At 70.7% G+C, this 18686-nt stretch carries 18 protein-coding genes and 1 tRNA gene; 5 read left to right on the forward strand and 14 right to left on the reverse strand.

The window, feature by feature from the left end; all coding sequences use genetic code 11:
• Window positions 1-4 precede the first annotated feature (4 nt).
• Genes ACIGJI_RS01480 through ACIGJI_RS01500 form a run of 5 tightly spaced genes read right to left on the reverse strand, consistent with a single transcriptional unit; the run spans window position 5 to window position 4619 of the window.
• Window positions 5-988 carry a WYL domain-containing protein gene (locus ACIGJI_RS01480; protein ID WP_363444009.1) on the reverse strand — a complete coding sequence of 328 codons (984 nt, stop codon included), beginning with the start codon at window positions 986-988 and terminating at the stop codon, window positions 5-7.
• Entirely contained in the window at window positions 985-1977 is a 993-nt protein-coding gene (locus ACIGJI_RS01485; RefSeq protein WP_366243668.1) for a WYL domain-containing protein, read from the reverse strand. Before ACIGJI_RS01485 ends, ACIGJI_RS01480 begins: the two co-directional genes overlap by 4 nt.
• On the reverse strand, window positions 1977-2909 hold the full coding sequence (locus ACIGJI_RS01490; protein ID WP_363444012.1) for a hypothetical protein: 933 nt from the start codon (window positions 2907-2909) through the stop codon (window positions 1977-1979). Before ACIGJI_RS01490 ends, ACIGJI_RS01485 begins: the two co-directional genes overlap by 1 nt.
• A gap of 10 nt (window positions 2910-2919) precedes the next feature.
• Entirely contained in the window at window positions 2920-3939 is a 1020-nt protein-coding gene (locus tag ACIGJI_RS01495; protein WP_259951532.1) for a tRNA (adenine-N1)-methyltransferase, read from the reverse strand.
• Window positions 3936-4619 (reverse strand): HAD family phosphatase, encoded by a 684-nt coding sequence (locus ACIGJI_RS01500; protein ID WP_292795163.1) that lies wholly within the window; start codon window positions 4617-4619, stop codon window positions 3936-3938. The genes ACIGJI_RS01495 and ACIGJI_RS01500 overlap by 4 nt, the downstream gene beginning before the upstream one ends.
• A gap of 88 nt (window positions 4620-4707) precedes the next feature.
• On the opposite strand from ACIGJI_RS01500, the gene ACIGJI_RS01505 reads away from it, so the two are divergent.
• Window positions 4708-5556: a PAC2 family protein gene (locus ACIGJI_RS01505; RefSeq protein WP_292795165.1), complete on the forward strand. Its 849-nt coding sequence runs from the start codon at window positions 4708-4710 to the stop codon at window positions 5554-5556.
• A gap of 12 nt (window positions 5557-5568) precedes the next feature.
• Here ACIGJI_RS01505 and ACIGJI_RS01510 read toward each other — a convergent pair whose 3' ends face one another.
• Entirely contained in the window at window positions 5569-6399 is an 831-nt protein-coding gene (locus ACIGJI_RS01510; protein WP_136052801.1) for an undecaprenyl-diphosphate phosphatase, read from the reverse strand.
• 47 nt (window positions 6400-6446) lie between these two features.
• Window positions 6447-7742 (reverse strand): M20/M25/M40 family metallo-hydrolase, encoded by a 1296-nt coding sequence (locus ACIGJI_RS01515; protein ID WP_363444017.1) that lies wholly within the window; start codon window positions 7740-7742, stop codon window positions 6447-6449.
• 113 nt (window positions 7743-7855) lie between these two features.
• Here ACIGJI_RS01515 and ACIGJI_RS01520 point away from each other — a divergent pair.
• Window positions 7856-7938: transfer RNA gene (locus ACIGJI_RS01520), tRNA-Leu, on the forward strand.
• Window positions 7939-8040: 102 nt separating this feature from the next.
• On the opposite strand, the gene ACIGJI_RS01525 is transcribed toward ACIGJI_RS01520, so the two are convergent.
• Both ACIGJI_RS01525 and ACIGJI_RS01530 read right to left on the reverse strand, forming a co-directional pair.
• On the reverse strand, window positions 8041-9138 hold the full coding sequence (locus ACIGJI_RS01525) for a VIT1/CCC1 family protein (protein WP_363444020.1): 1098 nt from the start codon (window positions 9136-9138) through the stop codon (window positions 8041-8043).
• A 130-nt stretch (window positions 9139-9268) separates the two neighbouring features.
• Window positions 9269-11011 (reverse strand): DEAD/DEAH box helicase, encoded by a 1743-nt coding sequence (locus tag ACIGJI_RS01530; RefSeq protein ID WP_187664054.1) that lies wholly within the window; start codon window positions 11009-11011, stop codon window positions 9269-9271.
• Window positions 11012-11157: 146 nt separating this feature from the next.
• On the opposite strand from ACIGJI_RS01530, the gene ACIGJI_RS01535 reads away from it, so the two are divergent.
• Entirely contained in the window at window positions 11158-11985 is an 828-nt protein-coding gene (locus ACIGJI_RS01535) for an SGNH/GDSL hydrolase family protein (RefSeq protein ID WP_259951537.1), read from the forward strand.
• Between the two features lie 9 nt (window positions 11986-11994).
• Here the strand turns inward: ACIGJI_RS01535 and ACIGJI_RS01540 are convergent, their stop codons facing one another.
• Entirely contained in the window at window positions 11995-12801 is an 807-nt protein-coding gene (locus ACIGJI_RS01540; RefSeq protein WP_363444023.1) for an RNA methyltransferase, read from the reverse strand.
• Between the two features lie 65 nt (window positions 12802-12866).
• Here ACIGJI_RS01540 and ACIGJI_RS01545 point away from each other — a divergent pair, with 65 nt between their 5' ends.
• Complete coding sequence (locus tag ACIGJI_RS01545; protein ID WP_187664051.1) at window positions 12867-13706, forward strand: Sir2 family NAD-dependent protein deacetylase; 840 nt, start codon at window positions 12867-12869, stop codon at window positions 13704-13706.
• Window positions 13703-14290, forward strand: a complete 588-nt coding sequence (locus ACIGJI_RS01550; RefSeq protein WP_060922608.1) for a histidine phosphatase family protein — start codon at window positions 13703-13705, stop codon at window positions 14288-14290. The genes ACIGJI_RS01545 and ACIGJI_RS01550 overlap by 4 nt, the downstream gene beginning before the upstream one ends.
• Before the next feature lie 8 nt (window positions 14291-14298).
• On the opposite strand, the gene ACIGJI_RS01555 is transcribed toward ACIGJI_RS01550, so the two are convergent.
• The 4 genes from ACIGJI_RS01555 to ACIGJI_RS01570 are packed head-to-tail and all read right to left on the reverse strand — an operon-like array spanning window position 14299 to window position 18685.
• Window positions 14299-15105 (reverse strand): CoA ester lyase, encoded by an 807-nt coding sequence (locus tag ACIGJI_RS01555; RefSeq protein ID WP_363444026.1) that lies wholly within the window; start codon window positions 15103-15105, stop codon window positions 14299-14301.
• The gene (locus ACIGJI_RS01560; protein ID WP_363444029.1) at window positions 15102-15590 is read right to left on the reverse strand and encodes a MaoC family dehydratase; all 489 of its coding nucleotides are present in this window, start codon (window positions 15588-15590) and stop codon (window positions 15102-15104) included. Before ACIGJI_RS01560 ends, ACIGJI_RS01555 begins: the two co-directional genes overlap by 4 nt.
• A 9-nt stretch (window positions 15591-15599) precedes the next feature.
• The gene (locus tag ACIGJI_RS01565) at window positions 15600-16748 is read right to left on the reverse strand and encodes an acyl-CoA dehydrogenase family protein (protein ID WP_363444581.1); all 1149 of its coding nucleotides are present in this window, start codon (window positions 16746-16748) and stop codon (window positions 15600-15602) included.
• Window positions 16748-18685 (reverse strand): biotin carboxylase N-terminal domain-containing protein, encoded by a 1938-nt coding sequence (locus ACIGJI_RS01570; RefSeq protein WP_363444032.1) that lies wholly within the window; start codon window positions 18683-18685, stop codon window positions 16748-16750. Before ACIGJI_RS01570 ends, ACIGJI_RS01565 begins: the two co-directional genes overlap by 1 nt.
• Window position 18686: the final 1 nt, after the last annotated feature.

Here is an 18686-nt window from a genome sequence, read left to right on the forward strand (position 1 = left end):
CAGATCAATCCTCGGCATCAGGCCGGTGGTAGAGCGCGAGTCCGGCGGCGGCCCACTCCCGTGTGGCAGCCCGCGCGATGCCCGGATCCGTGACCTCCATCGCTCCGCCGAAACGGGCCGCGAGCCGCTTGATGCCGCGGGGGTCCGCGAGGTGGAGGTGCGTCGTCACCATCCCATCTCCGGTGCGGAGCGTCTCGGCGGGCACGAAACCGCTGAGCAGCGGAGCAAGGCGCTCCGGGACACGGACGGTGACCTCCCGCTCCTCCTCCAGCCCCGCGAACGCCTCCGGCACCCGGTCGCCGCCGTGCGTGCTGGGGATGTCGGTGAGGGTGGGTGCGCTGACGCGGTCGAGGTGGAACGTGCGCATCGCCTCGCGCATATGGCACCAGCCCTGCAGGTACCACTGTCCGTTCGTGATGAGGATCTGCACCGGATCCACGGTGCGCGTGGTGGGCTCGGCGTCAGGGGCCTGGTAGGTGAACGAGACGGCCACCCCGTTCTGCAGGCCGCGGGCGACGACCTCACGCACCTCGTCCACCGCGGTCGGGGCGACGACGACATCAGCCGGCGCATCGGCGGCTCCCCGCGAGAGCTTCGAGATGAGGCCGGCGACGAGACCGGAGTCGGATACGGCCGGCACGGCGGCGACCATCTGCAGGCCGGCGAGCAGGGCCGCGGCCTCACGCGCCGTGAAGCGCGGGACGCGACGCAGGGCCACGTCGTTCGTGATCTCGATGACGTCCTCGAGATCGAGGAGATCCCAGTTGATGTCGAACATCTCCTGCGGCTGCTGCCAGTAGCCCGCCTCGCCGGGAAGGCCGATGACAGTCAGCTTCTCGACCATCGCCCGCATCTCCCGCGGGGTCACCCCGAACTCCTCGGCGGCCTCGGCGAGGGAGACCTGCCCGTGCTCGAGCAGGTACGGGACGAGCGTGAGATAGAGGCGTACACGCTCCGCCGCGAGGAGGGGCTTGGGCGCGGCGCTCATGCGGGCACCTCCGCGTCTGTGTGGGCCTCGACCACGGCGCGCAGACGACTGATCACCGCGTCCCGGAGCGGTGCGGGCTCCACCACGCGGACCTCGGGTCCATAAGAGGCGAGCTCATCGGCCAGGATGTGCAGATCGACGAAGGGCACGTGGATGCCCTGGGCGGCAGGCGTCGCCCGTCGGCCCAGGCGCAGTGCGGCTTCGGTTCCGGGTGTGACCTCCAGCAACGCCGAGTTCTCCGCGGCGACGCGCTCGAGACCGCTCAGCGCCCGCTCCCCCGCGCCCTCGCGCAGCGCGGGGTCGAACGTCGTGGCACTGACCGCGACCTCGCCGACGATGCGGCTCAGCAGGAACGTCCGGTCCTCTTCGATGTCGACGTCGACGCCGTACACGTGCCAGCGCGCCTCGTAGTCCACCAGCGCGAGCGGGCGGATACGACGCCGACGAGGGGCGTCCTCTCCCGGCTTCAGATAGTCGAAGGTGACCACTCTGCGGCGTTCGATGGCGTCCTGGAGCGGGCCGAAGGCGGCATCGCGTGCGGTGATGCGCGGCGCGAAGCCGATGATCGGCTCGTCGCCGTCGATGCCGAGGGCGCGGATCTTCCGCACTCCGGACTGCGCGTCTCCCGAGACGGACTCCGCGCTCCAGACACTTCCCGCGAGGCGCAGGACAGCCAGCTCCGCCGGGGAGAACTCGATGTCTCCTGGCAGGTCGTATTCCGCCTGCGGGATGCGGTACCTGGCCTCGCGGAGGTCGTTCGGGTCCGCGGCGTCGCCGATCGTCTCGATCGGGACGCCGAGCGCACGGAGCTCGTCCTTGTCCCGTTCGAACATCTTCTCCAGGGCATCCGAGCGTGTCCCGGCATCCGCGCGCTGGCGATAGCCGGAGACGTTGTCGAGGATCTGCTGCTTGGTGAGCCCGATCTCCGTCGCCATCAGCGCCACGACGAGGTTCGTCAGGCGCTCTTCGGCAGGGATCCGGGCAGCCATCAGGGTGCGGAGACCGGGGACACGCCGAGGATGTCGACCACGACGGCCATCGCGGAGGAGGTCTCGGTCTTGGGGAGCACGACGAGGACCTGGGAGCCGACCGGCTGCCCGACGAGCGCGTCAGCCACCGGCGCCGCGATCTGTCGGATGCCGTCGGTGGCGGACTGTCCCCAGGTGCTCTGCAGGACGGACTTGTCGTCCCAGCTCACCGCGGTGAAGTGGACGAGCGGCGTCTGGTCCGCGGTCAGCTTCTCGCCATCTCCACGGATCAGCGTCTGGACGACCTGCTCGTCCGGGGCGGCGCTGTCGGGGATGATGATGCCCGGGGTGCCGTCATCGGCGCGCACGACGGTCGGCATCCCCTTCGCGTCGTTGAACTGCAGGGTGCCCTCTGCCTTCGGGAGGAAGGCGTCGACGACGTCGATGACGAACACCGCGATGTCGTCCTGGCCCATGCCGAAGCCGCTGAGGTTCGCCTCGCCGAAGTCTTCCGGGGTCAGACCCGCCACGATGCGGGTGCCGCCGGTCGCGCACTCCATGGCGTCGGCGAGCCCGGGAGACTGCGTGGCCCAGGAGCCGATCGTCGACGCGCGGGTGCTCTCCTCGTCGTACGTCGTCTGGAAGATCTGCTCGCCGGTCGCACCGTTGTAGATGGAGATCTGGGCGATGAGTGGCTGGGCGTCGTCGACGAGCGCCCGACCGTCCCCCGTCACGACGTCGGCGTAGGACGTCTCCGTCAGGTGGACGGGCGCGAAGATCTCGACCTCCGGCTCGGACCCGACATCGCCGGTGACGGTGACGGCACTGTCGATGCCGTTGGCGTGCCCGTCGCGATCGCACGAGGCGTCAGCGGACGATGCGGTCACGCTGCACCCCGTCAGGGCGAGGGCGGCGAGGCTGAGAGAGGCCAGAACGGCGGACGTTTTATGCACGCGCTCCAGTCTATTCCGTCGTGTGCTCGGATTCGCGCGATGCCGCGGCCAACCGCGCGCCTTCGGCCGCCTTCCCGGCCTCCCTGGCACGTTTGCGGAGGTTCTTGTCCGTGATCTCGCGATCACCCACCGCGCCCGGCGTCCACAGTTCGACGTCCTCGTCGCCGTAGCTGCTCTTCGAGGCGCGACGCTTCACCGACGGAGCCACGGCGCCGGGAGCGAGCCGGCGAGCCGTGAGCAGGAAGCCGGTGTGCGCGACCATGCGGTGGTCCGGCCGGACGGCGAGCCCCTCCACGTGCCAGCCGCGTACCATCGTCTCGGATGCCTCCGGGTCGGTGAAGAGGCCGGTGCCCCGGATGAACTCGGCAACGCGGGAGAGCTGTGTGGCAGTGGCGATGTAGCAGAGCACGACACCGCCGGGGGTCAGCGCGTCCGCGACCGCCTCGATGCACTCCCACGGCGCGAGCATGTCGAGGACGACCCGGTCGACGGTGCCGGGCTCGACTTCCTCGGGCAGCGCGGCGACGAGGTCTCCGACGACGACCCGCCAGGAGTCGGGGCGCTCCCCGAAGAAGGTCTCGACGTTCGCCTGGGCGACCTCGGCGAAATCCTCGCGGCGTTCGAAGGAGAGCAGGCGTCCGGCAGAGCCGACGGCTCGCAGCAGCGACAGCGACAGGGCGCCCGAACCGACTCCGGCCTCGACCACGGTGGCGCCGGGGAAGATGTCGGCCTGCATGACGATCTGCGCCGCGTCCTTCGGGTAGACGATCGCGGCACCGCGGGGCATCGACATCGCGAAGTCCCGCAGCAGCGGCCGCAGCGCCAGGTACTCGTGCCCGGAGCTGTTCGCAACGACCGAGCCATCGGGGAGCCCGATGAGGTCTCGGTGCCGGAGGACCCCGTGGTGCGTGTGCAGCTCGCCGTCTTCGCGGAGCGTCACGGTGTGCAGGCGACCCTTCGGGCCGGTGAGCTGCACGCGGTCGCCCTCACGGAAGGGGCCGCTGGGGCGCGGGGCGGACGTGGTCGTCATCGGGTGGCCTCCGTGAACGCGGCGCGGGAGCCGAAGAGCTCCACGAGGTCGGCGGCACCACGGCCGTCGAGGGTCGGCCACAGCTCATGGGCACCGAGGCCGTCGAGCGGGACGATGTGAGGCACGCCGAGCGTCAGAGCGCCGGAGGCGAGGCCCGCGCGGAGACCGGTCGGGGAATCCTCGATGACCACGACCTCGGCGATGTCCACGTCGAGGAGCGCGGCGGCCTGGAGGTACGGCTCCGGGTGCGGCTTGGGGTTGTCGACGTCGTCTCCGGCGACGACGATGTCGAAGGCCTCGAACTCGATCAGCCCGACCACGTCGAGAGCCATCCGACGCAGCGACATCGTCACCAGCCCGGTCGGGATGCCGGCGGTACGGAGGTCACGGAGAAGCTCCTGGGCGCCAGGCCGGAAGGGCACGCCCTGGGCCCGCAGCGACTCCTGCACGGCACTCGTCAGGTGGGAGACGATCGCCTCCGGAGCCATGTCGACCCCCGCGCCCTGGAGGATGATCGCGCTGTCGATGAGGCCGCTGCCCACGAGCTGCAGGGCGTCCTCATGGGACCACCTGCCGCCGAACGACTCCACCAGCGCGGTCTCGGCCGCCATCCAATACGGCTCGGTGTCGACCAGTGTTCCATCCATGTCCCAGAGGACCGCGCGGGGCTTGTTGCTCACTGAACCCATGCTAGCCGGGCCCGCCCACATCCCCTCGACGCGGGCTAGCCTGGGGGGATCGAATCCTCGACCTCGAAGGGAGCACGGCATGGACGTTCTCGGTTCACGCATCATCATCGCCGCCTTCGACGGCTGGAACGACGCCGGTGAGGCCGCGACCGGAGCCGTCGGCGCGCTGCAGGCGGCGGGCGGCTACGACCTCGTGCACTCGGTCGATCCGGAGCTCTACTTCGACTACCAGTACACCCGGCCGGCGACCCGACTCGATGCCGAGGGACGCCGTCAGATGACGTGGCCCGAGGCCGGGCTGTGGCGCCCGCGTTATCCGGGCCCCGGCCCCGAGTTCTGGCTGCTCACCGGTGCCGAGCCCGCGCGCACCTGGCAGGCGTTCGCGTCCGAGTTCATCGACGTCGCCCTGCGCGACGACATCACCGGCTTCGTGACCCTCGGCGCCATGCTCTCCGACGTCCCGCATACCCGCCCGATCTCGATCTTCGCGTCGAGCCAGAACGAGCAGGTCCGCGAGGCACACGCCCTGGAGCGGTCGGTGTACGAGGGCCCCGTCGGCATCCTCACCGTGCTCGAGCACTTCGCCGAGAACGCGGGGATCCCCTCCGTGAGCCTCTGGGCGAGCGTCCCGCACTACGTCGCCTCGGCCGCCCCGTCGCCGAAGGTCACCCTCGCGCTTCTCGACCGTCTCGAGGAGCTGACCGGTGTGGATGTGGACCGCCGGCACCTCCGCACGGAAGCCGCGGCCTGGGAGGCGTCGATCGATGCCGCCGCGTCCGAGGACGAGGAGATGGCGGAGTACATCCGGCAGCTGGAGCGGACGCGCGACACGTGGGACTCCCCCGACGCCTCGGGAGACGCGATCGCCCAGGCCTTCGAGCGCTATCTGCGACGCCGCGACGACGGCCGCGGCGACCGCAAGCGCTGAACGGGGCTCGGCTCAGGCCGAGGCGGGGATGACGCCCATCGCGAGCAGCACGAGCAGCACGCCGCCGAGCAGGATCCGGTAGATCACGAACGGCAGGAAGCTGCGCTTCGAGATCCAGTTCATGAAGAACGCGATCACGCCCAGTGCGACGACGAAGGCGACGCCCGTCGCGGCCACCGTGTCGCCGAGCGAGAAGAAGGACGGCTCGCCCCAGCTCTTGAACAGCTGGTAGAAGCCGCTGCCGAACACGGCAGGGATGGCGAGCAGGAAGGCGTACCGGGCGGCGGCGGCGCGCTCGTAGCCGAGGAAGAGACCCATGGTGATCGTGCCGCCGGACCGCGAGACGCCGGGGATGAGGGCGAGTGCCTGGGCGAGCCCGAAGGCGATGCCGTGCGGGTAGGTCAGGTCGTCGAGCTTCCGGCGCTTGGCCCCGACGTGATCGGCGATGCCCAGGAGGATGCCGAACACGATGAGCATGATCGCCACGATCCAGAGTGACCGGAAGACGGTCTCGATCTGATCCTGGAAGAGCAGCCCGAGCAGCACGATCGGGATGCTGCCGATGATGATGAGCCATCCCATGCGCGCGTCCGGGTCGTTCCGGGGCACCTTCCCGGCGAGCGACCGGAACCACTGGGAGATGATGCGGACGATGTCCCGCCAGAAGAACACCACGACGGCGGCCTCCGTGCCGATCTGCGTGATGGCGGTGAAGGCCGCGCCCGGGTCCTCCCCGGAGGGCAGGAACGTCCCGACGACGCGCAGGTGGGCGCTGGAGGAGATCGGCAGGAACTCGGTGAGACCCTGGACGATTCCCAGGATCAGTGCTTCGAGCAGGTGCATGGAGAGGCCTTCGTCTTTCGGGACGGCACGGAGCGCGTGGACGCCGCTCAGTACGTGCGCAGCAGATCGGCCAGCACCCGCTGACCGAAGACAAGTGAGTCTACGGGCACCCGCTCGTCGACTCCGTGGAACATCCCGGTGAAGTCGAGATCGGCCGGCAGACGCAGCGGGGCGAAGCCGTAACCGGTGATGCCGAGAGTGGCCAGCGCCTTGTTGTCGGTCCCGGCTCCCAGGAGATACGGGATGACCGGTACGCCGGGGTCGTGCCGACCCAGGGCTGCCACCATCGCGTCGACGAGCTCCCCCGCGAACGGCGTCTCCATGCCGATGTCGCGCACCACGGTCTCGATCCGGATGTCGTCGCCGACGATGCGCTGGAGCTCGGCGAGCACGTCGTCCTCGGTCCCGGGGATCACCCGGACGTCGATCAGCGCCTCGGCGCGCTCCGGGATGACGTTGTGCTTGTAGCCGGCGGTGAGGGCCGTCGGGTTGGTCGTCGTGCGGAACGTCGACCGCAGGAAGGCTTCTGCCGGACCGGCCGCGGCGGCGAGGGCGTCGGGGTCGTCGGCGCTCCGGCCGCTCAACGCACTCAGACCCTCGAGCAGCGCCTCCGTCGTCGGCGTGAGCCGGACCGGCCACCGCGTGCGGCCGATGGCGGCCACCGCCTCGGCGAGTTTCGTGACGGCGTTGTCGTCGTGCAGGCGACTGCCGTGTCCCGCTCGGCCGGTGGCGACGAGGCGGATCCAGATCAGGGCCTTCTCCCCCACCTGCAGCAGGTACGCCCGGCGGTCGTCCACTGAGATCGAGTAGCCGCCGACCTCGCTGATGGCCGCCGTCGCGCCGGCGAACCACTCCGGACGATCCTTCACGACGAGCGCGGAGCCCTCCACGCCGCCGTTCTCCTCATCGGCGAAGAAGGCCAGGATGAGGTCACGCTCCGGATGCTCCCCCGCGCGCAGGATGTCCGCCACGGCGGTGAGGATCATCGCGTCCATGTTCTTCATGTCGACCGCGCCGCGGCCCCACAGCATGCCGTCCTGCACCGTGCCGGCGAACGGATCCACCGTCCAGTCCTCGGCGACCGCAGGCACGACGTCCAGGTGGCCGTGCACGACGAGAGCCGGCTTGGTGCGATCGCGCCCCGGGACACGTGCCATGACGTTCGTGCGCCGCGGGATGGGCTCGTGGTACTCGACCTCGAGTCCCAGCTCCTCCAGGTACGCGCCGACGTACTCGGCGGCTTCCCGCTCCCCCTTCGCGTTGCCGCCGCCGTAGTTGGAGGTGTCGAAGCGGATGAGGTCGCTCGCGACGCGGGCGACCTCCGGCAGGGAGGATTCGGTCATGGACTCAGGCTATCGAAACCGCATGCCACGCCCGGGCGTCACGCTCGGTTCGAGACGCCTCCGAGAACGTGCTAATCTCATTCTTCGGTCGGCAACGATCAAATCCAACACCTGCGCGGGTGGCGGAATGGTAGACGCGCTAGCTTGAGGTGCTAGTGCCCGATAGGGCGTGGGGGTTCAAGTCCCCCTCCGCGCACAGAGAGCGAAGGCCCCGGATCCACGGATCCGGGGCCTTCGTCGTTTCCCGTGCGTCGCGGTGGGGCGCTGCGGTCCCGCACGCGGCGGGACCACAGCGCCGTCACACCGCGCCGACGCCGAAGAGCAGGCCCAGCGCGTAGGTCACCGCCGCCGCGCCGAACCCGATGGCGAGCTGCCGAAGGGCGCGACGGAGGGGCGGGCCACCGGAGAGCACGCCGACCATCGCTCCCGTGCTGAGCAGAGCGATGCCGACCAGCACGAGCGCGAGGACGATCGCCGCGGTGCCCTCCATGCCGAAGATCCACGGCAGGACGGGGATGATCGCGCCGGAGGCGAAGAGGAGGAAGCTGGAGATCGCGGCCGTCCAGTCGCTGCCGACGACCTCGTGGGCGTCCGCACCCTGGATGCTCACGGGCCCCGTGGCCGCCCGTCGGACACCCTCCTGCGCCGCCTGGACGATGCGGCGGGCCCTGGCCAGCGACTCGCCCTGGTCCATGCCGCGGGCGCGGTACACGAGCGCGAGCTCGTTCTCGTCGATGTCGAGGTCGGCGGCGGCCGCCGCCGCATCCTCGTTCGCCTCGGTCGCGGTGAGGAGTTCCCGCTGCGACCGCACCGACACGAACTCCCCCGCACCCATGGACAGCGCACCGGCGAGGAGCCCGGCGATGCCGCTGAACAGGACGAAGCCCGAGCTCACGCCGGTGGCGCCGATGCCGAGCACGAGCGCGAGGTTGCTGACCAGGCCGTCGTTCGCGCCGAAGACGGCAGCGCGGAAGGAACCGGAGAGGCGCCGACGCCCGCGTGCGGCGAGACCGCGGACGACCTCGTGGTGGACCTTCTCGTCTGCCCGCATGGCAGGGGTGGCCCAGCGCTCGGCGTCGTACGGAGAGCGGGCCTCGGCACTCTGGGCGAGGGCGAGGACGAAGATCGAGCCGAAGCGTCCGGCCATCCACCCCAGGAGGCGCGAGCGGACCCCCGCCCGCGGCAGGCGGGCCGGTTCTCCGCCCAGCAGATCGAGCCAGTGCTTCTCATGCCGGCGCTCGGCCTCGGCGAGCCCGAGCAGGATCGCCCGTTCCTCCCCGGACCGGCGGGACGCGAGGCGCCGGTACACGGCGCCCTCCGCCCGTTCCTCGACGAGATAGCGAGCCCAGCGCCGTCGATCGGCGGCCGTGGAATCGGCTGCGGCAGGGGCTGTCATGGAACCTCCAGGTGTCACCGTGCCCGGCGTCCGGGCAACCGTTCCACGCTATCCGCGCGGTGTCGCGCAGGCCGCGTCCTGGCACGGATTGCCAGCATTTCGGGGATCCGAAGCAGCGACCGGACCTCGCTCAGGAGCGGACGCGTTTGCGCAGCACCTCGATGCGGGACTGCAGCTGCGTCACGGTCGCCTGCGCCACCGCCGGTCCGCCGCAGATGCGACGGAGTTCGGCATGCACAGCACCGTGCGGCTGGCCCGACTGCCGCGCGTAGAGGCCCACCAGGCTGTTCAGGAGCTGGCGCTGTTCGCGCAGGGTGCGATGCAGCGGCGCAGGGAGCGTCGTCGTCTGCGTCGGCTCTGCCTGGGCCTCCCGCACCTCGCGGTGCCGGGACTGCCGCGCCTGCCGCTGCATGAGGAGCTCGTGGACGTGCTCGGGTTCGAGGAGACCCGGGAAGCCGATGAACTCCTCCTCCTCCGGCGTGTTCGGCTCCGCGAGCTGGCCGAACTCCTTGCCGTCGAACACCATGCGATCGAAGTGGGCGACGGAGGAGATCGCCTGGTAGCTGAACTCCTGGGTCAGCGCGTCGGAGGCCTCGTCCTCACGGTTCGCGCTCTCCAGGAGTGAATCCTCGAGACCGTCGTCATCCTTGGACTGCCGATCCAGCGCGTGGTCACGCTGCTTCTCCATCTCGTTCGCGAGCTTCATCAGCACGGGGACGTGCGGGAGGAAGACGCTCGCCGCCTCACCTCGACGACGGGCGCGGACGAAGCGGCCGATGGCCTGGGCGAAGAACAGCGGAGTGGACGAGGAGGTCGCATAGACGCCCACCGCGAGCCGCGGCACGTCGACGCCCTCCGACACCATGCGCACCGCGACCATCCACCGGGCGGTGCCTTCGGAGAACTTCTCGATCCGCTCGGAGGCGGTGGCGTCGTCGGACAGCACGATCGTCGGCTGCTCGCGCGTGATGCTGTGCAGGATCTTGGCGTAGGCCCTGGCGACGGTCTGATCCGTCGCCAGCACGAGTCCGCCGGCATCCGGGATGTGGTGTCTGATCTCGGTCAGACGGCGGTCGGCCGCCGAGAGCACCGCCGGCATCCAGTCGCCCTCGGGATCCAGCGCCGTGCGCCAGGCCTGCGACGTGACGTCCTTCGTGTTGTCCTGTCCCAGATGGGTCTCGAGCTCGTCGCCGGCACTCGTCCGCCACCGCATCTTCCCCGCGTACATGTGGAAGAGCACGGGGCGGACGACGCCGTCCGCGAGGGCACGCCCGTAGCCATAGGCGTAGTCGGTGCTGGAGACCCGTGCCCCGGACTCATCAGGGAGGTACTCCACGAACGGGATCGGCGCCGTGTCGCTCCGGAACGGGGTCCCGGACAGCAGCAGTCGACGCTTCGCCGGCCCGTAGGCGTCGCGGATCGCGTCACCCCAGCTCAGCGCGTCGCCGCCGTGGTGCACCTCATCGAGGATGACCAGGGTCTTCGCATCCTCCGTGAGGTGGCGGTGCACCGAGGACTTCGCCGCGACCTGCGCGTACGTGACCACGACGCCGTGATAGTGCCGCGCCGGTGCCCAGTCGCTGTTGCGGAAGCGCGGGTCGAGCCGGATGTGCACGCGGGCGGCGGCGTCGGCCCACTGGGTCTTGAGGTGCTCCGTCGGAGCCACGACGATGACCCGGTTCACCTCCCCCATGCGCATCAGCTCGACCGCGAGGGTGAGCGCGAAGGTGGTCTTGCCGGCGCCCGGTGTGGCGGCCACGAGGAAGTCGCGCTGGTCGGCCTGGAAGTACGCATCCAGAGCCTCCTGCTGCCATGCCCGCAGCTTGTTCGCCGTTCCCCACGGGGCGCGCTGAGGGAAGGACGGAGAGAGCATCGACTCCACGATAATCGCTCCCACCGACACCGGGGCATCCGCCGGGGCGCCGCGTGCGTCCTCCCTCGGGAGCGGCGGCACGGGTAGGCTCGGTCACTGCGCGGCGGTCACCACCGTGCGCGCACGCGTTGGCGAAGGAGAGTCGGATGAGCGATCAGGAATCGACCAGGACCCCGTACGTCGCGAACGAGACCCCGCACCCGTGGCGACGGTTCGTCGCGATCGGCGACTCGTTCACGGAGGGCATCGGCGACCCGGACCCGGCGGCCCCGGGTGGACACCGCGGCTGGGCCGACCGCGTCGCGGAGGTGCTCGCCCAGCAGGTGGACGACTTCGCCTACGCCAACCTTGCCGTCCGAGGGAAGCTCATCGCGCAGATCGTCGCCGATCAGATCGAACCCGCCGTCGCGCTCCGCCCCGACCTCATCTCGATCTGCGCCGGCGGCAACGACGTCATCCGCCCCGGCACCGACCCGGACGCCATCGCCGCGCAGCTCGAAGACGCGGTGGCACGGCTGTCCTCCACCGGTGCAGCCGTGATCCTCTTCACGGGCATCGACACCGGATTCACGCCGGTGTTCCGTCCGTTCCGCGGCAAGGTCGCGATCTACAACGAGAACATCCGCGCGATCGCGGAGCGGCACGACTGCATCGTCGCGGACCAGTGGGCGCTGAAGGTCGTGCAGGACGCACGCTTCTTCGACGATGACCGCCTGCACTACAACGCCCTCGGCCACCACGAGGTCGCGCGGATGGTGCTCCGCGCCCTCAACGTGCCGAACGACCTCGAGGCCATGCAGCCGGAACCGCTGCCGCTGCGTACCTGGCGTGCCGCCCGCGGCGAAGACCTCGGCTGGGCGCGGGAGCACCTCGTGCCCTGGGTGCTCCGCCGTCTGCGGCACCAGTCGTCGGGGGATCACATCGCGGCGAAGCGCCCAGAGCCCTCTCCGGTCATCTTCCCCGGCAAGGAGTGACACGCGCCCTCACTCCGCGGGAGCGAGGGCCCACAGTGCCACGGCGGCCGCCGAGGCCACGTTGAGCGAATCCACGCCGCCGGCCATCGGGATCGTGACCACGGTGTCCGCGCTGTCGAGAGCAGTCGGCGTGAGTCCGTCTCCTTCGGCGCCGAGGAGCAGCGCCACCTTCTCCGGCCGCTGCGCTGCGTAGACCCGGAGATCCACCGCCGCGTCGCTGAGAGCGAGGGCGGCGATGTCGAAACCCTCGTCACGGAGGGCGCCCACGGCCGCATCCCAGTCGTCGATCCGGGTCCAGGGCACCTGGAAGACCGTGCCCATGCTCACCCGCACGCTCCGCCGGTACAGCGGGTCGGCGCAGCGCGGCGACACCAGCACCGCATCGGCCCCCAACCCGGCGGCGGCACGGAAGGCCGCACCGACGTTGGTGTGATCGCCGAGGTCCTCCAGCATCAGCACCAGACGTGCGTCGCGTACCACCTCCGCGACCGGCGCCAGAGTCGGGCGGTGCATCGCGGCGAGGGCCCCACGGTGCACTTGATAGCCGGTGACCTGTTCCGCGACCTCCTCCGGCACCACGAGCACCGGCACGCCGCGCTTCCCGATGATCCGGCCGACCTCGTCGACGCGCCGGGCCGAGACGAGCACCGATCGGGCTTCGTGTCCGGCGGTCAGCGCGCGCTCGATCACCTTGGCGGTCTCGGCGATGTAGAGTCCCTCCGCGGGCTCTCGCACGGCGCGGAGGGCGGTATCGGTGAGGCCGCGATAATCGTCCAGCCGCGGGTCGTCGATGTCGATCACATGCTGGAGGTCCACCGCTCCACTCTGCCATCCCCGTTCCCCTCCGCCCCACGCCCCGTAGACTCGATCGAGGAGGTCCTGTGAGCGTGACGAACACCGCCGAGCCGTCGGCAGAGCTCTCCCACGCCGCCGACCTGCTGCGCGGCAAGCGGATCGCCCTCCTCACCGGAGCCGGCATCTCCACCGACTCGGGCATCCCCGCCTACCGCGGCGAGGGCGCGCGCACGCGTAGCAATCCCATGACGATCCAGACGTACCTCGGCGACGAGGCCGCGCGTCGTCGCTACTGGGTCGGCGGTCATCTCGGCTGGCGGGCGTTCGCGCAGGCGGCGCCCAATCCCGGCCATCGCGCCCTCGCGGAGATGGAGTCCAGAGGCGTCGTCTCGGGCGTCATCACGCAGAACGTCGACGGCCTGCACCTCCGCGCGGGAAGCTCACACGTCATCGAAGTGCACGGCACCATGCGCCGGGTGCTCTGCCTGCACTGCGGCCAGGTGTTCGATCGTCGCGACATCGCCGTGCAGATCGAGGAGCGCAATCCCTGGATCACCGTCCCCGAGAACGTGGCCCTGGCCCCGGACGGCGACGTGCTGCCGGAGAGCACCGAGGGCTTCCTCGTCCCGACCTGCACGGTCTGTGACGGCATGCTCAAGCCCGACGTGGTGTTCTTCGGCGAGTACGTGCCGCAGGACCGCTTCCGCGCCGCGGAGTCGCTGCTCCGCTCCAGCGATGCGCTCATCGTCGCCGGCTCCTCGCTCGTCGTGAATTCCGGCGTGCGCCTCGTGAACCGTGCGCGTCGGCGTGGCATCCCTCTGATCATCGTCAATCGCGAGCCGACCCGCGCGGATGCCTGGGCCGATGTCACCATCGCCGCCGGCACCAGCGACGTGCTCCCCGCCCTCCAGGAGATGCTCTCGTGACCTATCTCACTCTCATCCGCCACGGTCAGACCGACTGGAACCTCGCCCGCCGCATCCAGGGGTCGACCGACATCCCGCTGAACGAGACGGGGCGCGAGGACGCACGGTGGGCGGCGGAGAAGCTCGCCGGCACGACGCACCATGCCGTCTACACGAGCCCGCTCGTGCGAGCGAGCGAGACCGCCGGCATCATCGCGGAGCGCCTGGGGCTGGAGATCGCGGGCGTGGTCCCCGACATCCGGGAACGGGAGTTCGGCGACGGCGAGGGCATGCTCGTTCCCGACTACATCTCGACCTACGGCGACTGGCACGCGGAGGTGCCCGGGGCGGAATCGCTGCACGAGGTCGGCGTCCGTGCCATCGCCGCGCTGCACCGGATCGCACGGGACGCGCGACGGAGGTCGGCGCCGCAGGCCGAGTCCGTGCTCGTCGTGACCCACGGGGGCGTGATCCGCGCCGTCATCGACCACGTCTCCGGCGGCACGCTCCCCCGCGACGGTGAGGTGCTGCGCAACGGCTCCGCGCACCGGTTCGTCGCCGCACCCGGCTACCTCCGCCTGCTGGAGGAGACGCCCGTCCTCTGACGGGACGGTCAGCCGGCGCGGGAGACCACGGCGCGCGCGTGGCGCAGGACGGGCTCGTCCACCATGCGCCCCTGGAAGCGGAACACACCCCGTTCCTCCGCCGCTGCCGCGAGGACCGCATGTGCCCAGGCCACGATCTCGGGGTCCGGTGCGTACGCGGCTCGGATCACCTCGACCTGACTCGGATGGATGCAGGCCGTCGCACGGAACCCCGAGGCTGCAGCGTCCCTCGCCTCCTGCTCCAGCCCTGCCGTGTCGGCGATGTCGACATGCACGGCGTCGATCGCCGCCTTGCCGTACGCGCCGGCCTCCAGCAGCACCCGGGAACGGGCGTAGCGGGCGATGTCCCGGTACCCGCCCTCGTCGTTCCGGGATGACGTGCCGCCGAGCGAGGCCACCAGATCCTCCGCTCCCCACATCAGTCCGGCGACCGTCGGATGCGCGGCGATGTCGGGCGCCGCATGGATCCCGCGCGCCGTCTCGCACAGCGCGAGGAGCGAGTAGTCCGCGCCGAAGGCGTCCAGACTCTCCGCGCTCTCCGTCTTCGCCACCATCACGGTCCGGAAGGGCGACCGTGCCAGGGCCTCGAGGTCGTCAGCGAAAGCCGCGGAGTCCGGGGCGTTCACCCGCACGATGACGCGCGCGGGATCGAGGTCAGCGGCGACGACGTTCTTCCGGGCCTCGGCCTTCGCAGCCGGCAGGACGGCGTCCTCCAGGTCGAGGATCACGGCATCGGCCCGCTCCTGCGCCTTCGCGAAGCGCTCGGGGCGGTCCGCCGGGCAGAAAAGCAGGGCAGGACCGAGCTCGAACGTCATACCGCCTCCCCTTCCGGTCGGCAGCGCACGAGCACCGTGCGGACGGCCGTCGCGACCACCGTGCCGTCCTGATTGCGTCCGGTGTGCGCGATCTGCACGACGCCCTGACCGGGGCGGGACGACGAGAGCCGCTTATCGACGACGACGCTCTCGGTCCTGAGCGTGTCGCCGGCGAACAGCGGGTGCGGGAAGGCGATGTCGCCGAGGCCGAGCTGCGCCACCAGCGTCCCCTGCGTGAGCTGGGCGACGGAGGAGCCCACCATCGTCGACAGCGTCCACATGGAGTTCATGAGGCGCGCGTGGAAGGGCTCCTGGGCATCGGCGAACGCGGCGTCCAGGTGCAGCGCCTGAGTGTTCATCGTCAGGGTCGTGAAGAGGACGTTGTCCGCCTCCGTAGCCGTGCGACCGGGGCGGTGTACGTACCGGACGTCGGTCTCGAACTCCTCGTAGTACAGGCCGCGCTGCACGATCTCGCGCATGGTCATGCCTCCACGCTACCGGGCGAGTCCGAGCGCCCTGGCGATCACGAGAAGCTGGACCTCGGTGGTCCCCTCGCCGATCTCCAGGATCTTGGAGTCGCGATAGTGGCGCGCCACCGGGAACTCGTTCATGAAGCCGTTGCCTCCGAAGATCTGCGTGGCGTCGCGAGCGTTGTCCATCGCGGCCTCCCCGGCGACGAGCTTCGCGATCGCCGCCTGCTCGGCGAACGCCTCTCCCGCGTCGCGGAGACGGGCAGCGTGGTGCCAGGCGAGTCGTGCCGTGTGGACGCGGGCCCGCATGCGCGCCAGGGTGAACTGGGCGTTCTGCCGCGTGCTGAGGGCGCTGCCGAAGATGGTGCGGCTCTTGGCGTAGTCGACCGCCGCCTCCAGGCAGCCCTCCGCGGCGCCGGTCGAGAGGGCGGCGATCGCGATGCGCCCCTCGTCCAGGATGCTGAGGAAGTTCCGGAAGCCGCTCCCCCGCTCGCCGAGGAGGTTGCCCGCCGGCACCCGTGCCCCGTCGAACGTCAGCGGATGCGTGTCCGAGGCGTTCCAGCCCACCTTGTCGTAGGGCGGCTCGACCGTGAACCCCGGCGTTCCGCTCGGGACGATGATCGTGGAGATCTCCTTGCGCCCCTCGTTCTGACCGGTGACGGCGGTGACCGTCACGAACCGTGTGATCGGGGTGCCCGAGTTCGTGATGAACTGCTTGGAGCCGTCGATCACCCATTCGTCGCCGTCGAGCCGCGCTGTCGTCCGCGTCGCCCCGGCATCGCTCCCCGCCTCGGGTTCCGTGAGTCCGAACCCGGCGAGGGCACGACCGGCGAGGAGATCCGGCAGCAGCTCGCGCTTCTGCTCCTCGGTGCCGAAGCGGAAGACGGGCATCGCCCCGAGGCTCACGCCGGCCTCGAGGGTGATCGCGATCGACTGGTCGACTCGTCCCAGAGCCTCGATGGCGAGGCCGAGCGCCATGTAGTCGCCGCCCTGCCCGCCGTACTCCTCGGGGAAGGGCAGCCCGAAGAGGCCGAGCTCGCCCATCTGCCGCACGACGTCCATCGAGAGCGTGTGGGTGCGATCCGCCTCGTAGGACTGCGGGGCGACCACCGTGTCGGCGAATTCGCGTGCCATCACGGCGAGTTCGCGCTCCTCTTCGGTGAGATCGTGCATCATCGGTCCTCCTCCGTCATCGACACGCGGGCGACCGGTTGATCGCGCCGCACCTGATCGCCCACCGCGACCAGCATCCGCACCACGCCGTCGTGCGGCGCGACCACGGGGTGCTCCATCTTCATCGCCTCGATCGATACGAGAGGCTCTCCCGCGCGGACGGCCGCCCCGTCCTCGACATGGACCGCCACGACACCGCCCGGCATGGGGGCGCGCGCCTCGGGCTCGGTGGCGCGGGCCTCCCGCTCCGCGGCGGCGAGTCGCCTCCGCATCCGGCCGCGGCGATCCAGGGGGCGGAGCCGCAGCGTCCGCCCGCCTTCGCAGACCCATATCGCGCCCTCGGCATCGCGGGCCGCGCACACCCGGTCGGACGGGGGCAGCGTCGGTGTCGTGCGTACGATCTCGTCGTCGTCGTCGGTGAGCAGGGTGAAGGGTTCGGGCGCGTGCGGTGCTGCCCCCAGACGCCACCCGGGGAGGGAGCGCCACAGCGATCCGGCGCCGCCCGGTGATGCGGCGGTCTCGCGACGAGCGTCCACCAGTCCGGCAGCTGCCGCGACCTGCGCCGCCGACGGGCTCATCGGCTCGAGCGGGAGCAGGGTGTCGATGAGACCGGTGTCGAGGTCGCCCTCGAGCACGCGACGGTCCCGGAGGAGCCGGCGCAGGAACGCGATGTTCGTCTCCACTCCCAGCACCACGGTGCGGGCGAGGGCATCGTCGAGTCGCTGCAGCGCTGTCGCCCTGTCCTCCGCCCACGCGATGATCTTCGCGATCATCGGGTCGTAGAACCCGCTCACCACGCTCCCGGATTCCACGGCCGCGTCCACGCGGACACCGGAAGGTGGGTCGAAGAGCAGCACGGTGCCGGTCGACGGCAGGAACCCGCGCTCCGGCGACTCGGCGTACACACGGGCCTCGACGGCATGCCCGGTCGTCCGGGGTGCGACGTCGAGCGGCTGTCCGTCGGCCATGCGGAGCTGGAGTGCGACGAGGTCGAGTCCGGTGACCTCCTCGGTCACCGGGTGCTCCACCTGCAGCCGGGTGTTCATCTCGATGAAGAAGACGTCGTCGGGAGCATCGGCGTCGACGAGGAACTCCACGGTCCCCGCTCCGACGTAGGCGACGCTCTCCGCGGCGCGCACGGCTGCCGTGAGCAGCCGGTCGCGGGTCGCGGGCGGGATCCCGGCGGACGGCGCCTCCTCGATCACCTTCTGATGACGACGCTGGAGCGTGCACTCGCGCTCGCCGAGCGCCACGACGGTGCCGTGCGCATCGCCGAACACCTGCACCTCGATGTGACGCGGTCGGCGGATGAGACGCTCCAGGATGAGCGCATCGTCGCCGAAGGCGGATGCCGCGACGCGTCGGGCTGAACTGAGCGCGCCGGGAAGACCCGCGCTGTCGACGACGACCTCCATACCCTTCCCACCCCCGCCGGCACTCGGCTTGACGAGGAGCGGGAACCCGACCGCCTCCGCCTCCTCGCGGATCTCCGCATCCGAGAGGCCCCTGGCGTCGAACCCCGGCACCACCGGCACGCCGCTGCGGCTCACATGCTCACGGGCTCGCGCCTTGTCTCCCATGATCTGGAGTGCTTCGACCGTCGGGCCGATGAACACGATGCCGCTCTCCGCACAGGCCTCCGCGAGCCCGACGCTCTCGGAGAGGAATCCGTAGCCGGGATGCACGGCCTCCGCTCCGGAAGCGCGGGCCGCGGCGATGACGGCGTCGATGTCGAGGTAGGACTCCGCCGCCGGCGCCGGCCCGATCCGCACGGCGGCGTCCGCCTCGCGGACGTGCGGCGCGTCGACGTCTGCATCGCTGTAGACCGCGATGCTGCGGATGCCGAGGTCGCGGAGGGTCCGGATGATGCGGCGCGCGATCTCGCCGCGGTTCGCGACGAGGGCCGAGGAGAACGAGAGGGAAGGCGAGTGCGACATG

The organism is Microbacterium sp. NPDC064978 (assembly GCF_044543605.1).
Taxonomy (GTDB): Bacteria; Actinomycetota; Actinomycetes; order Actinomycetales; family Microbacteriaceae; genus Microbacterium; species Microbacterium meiriae.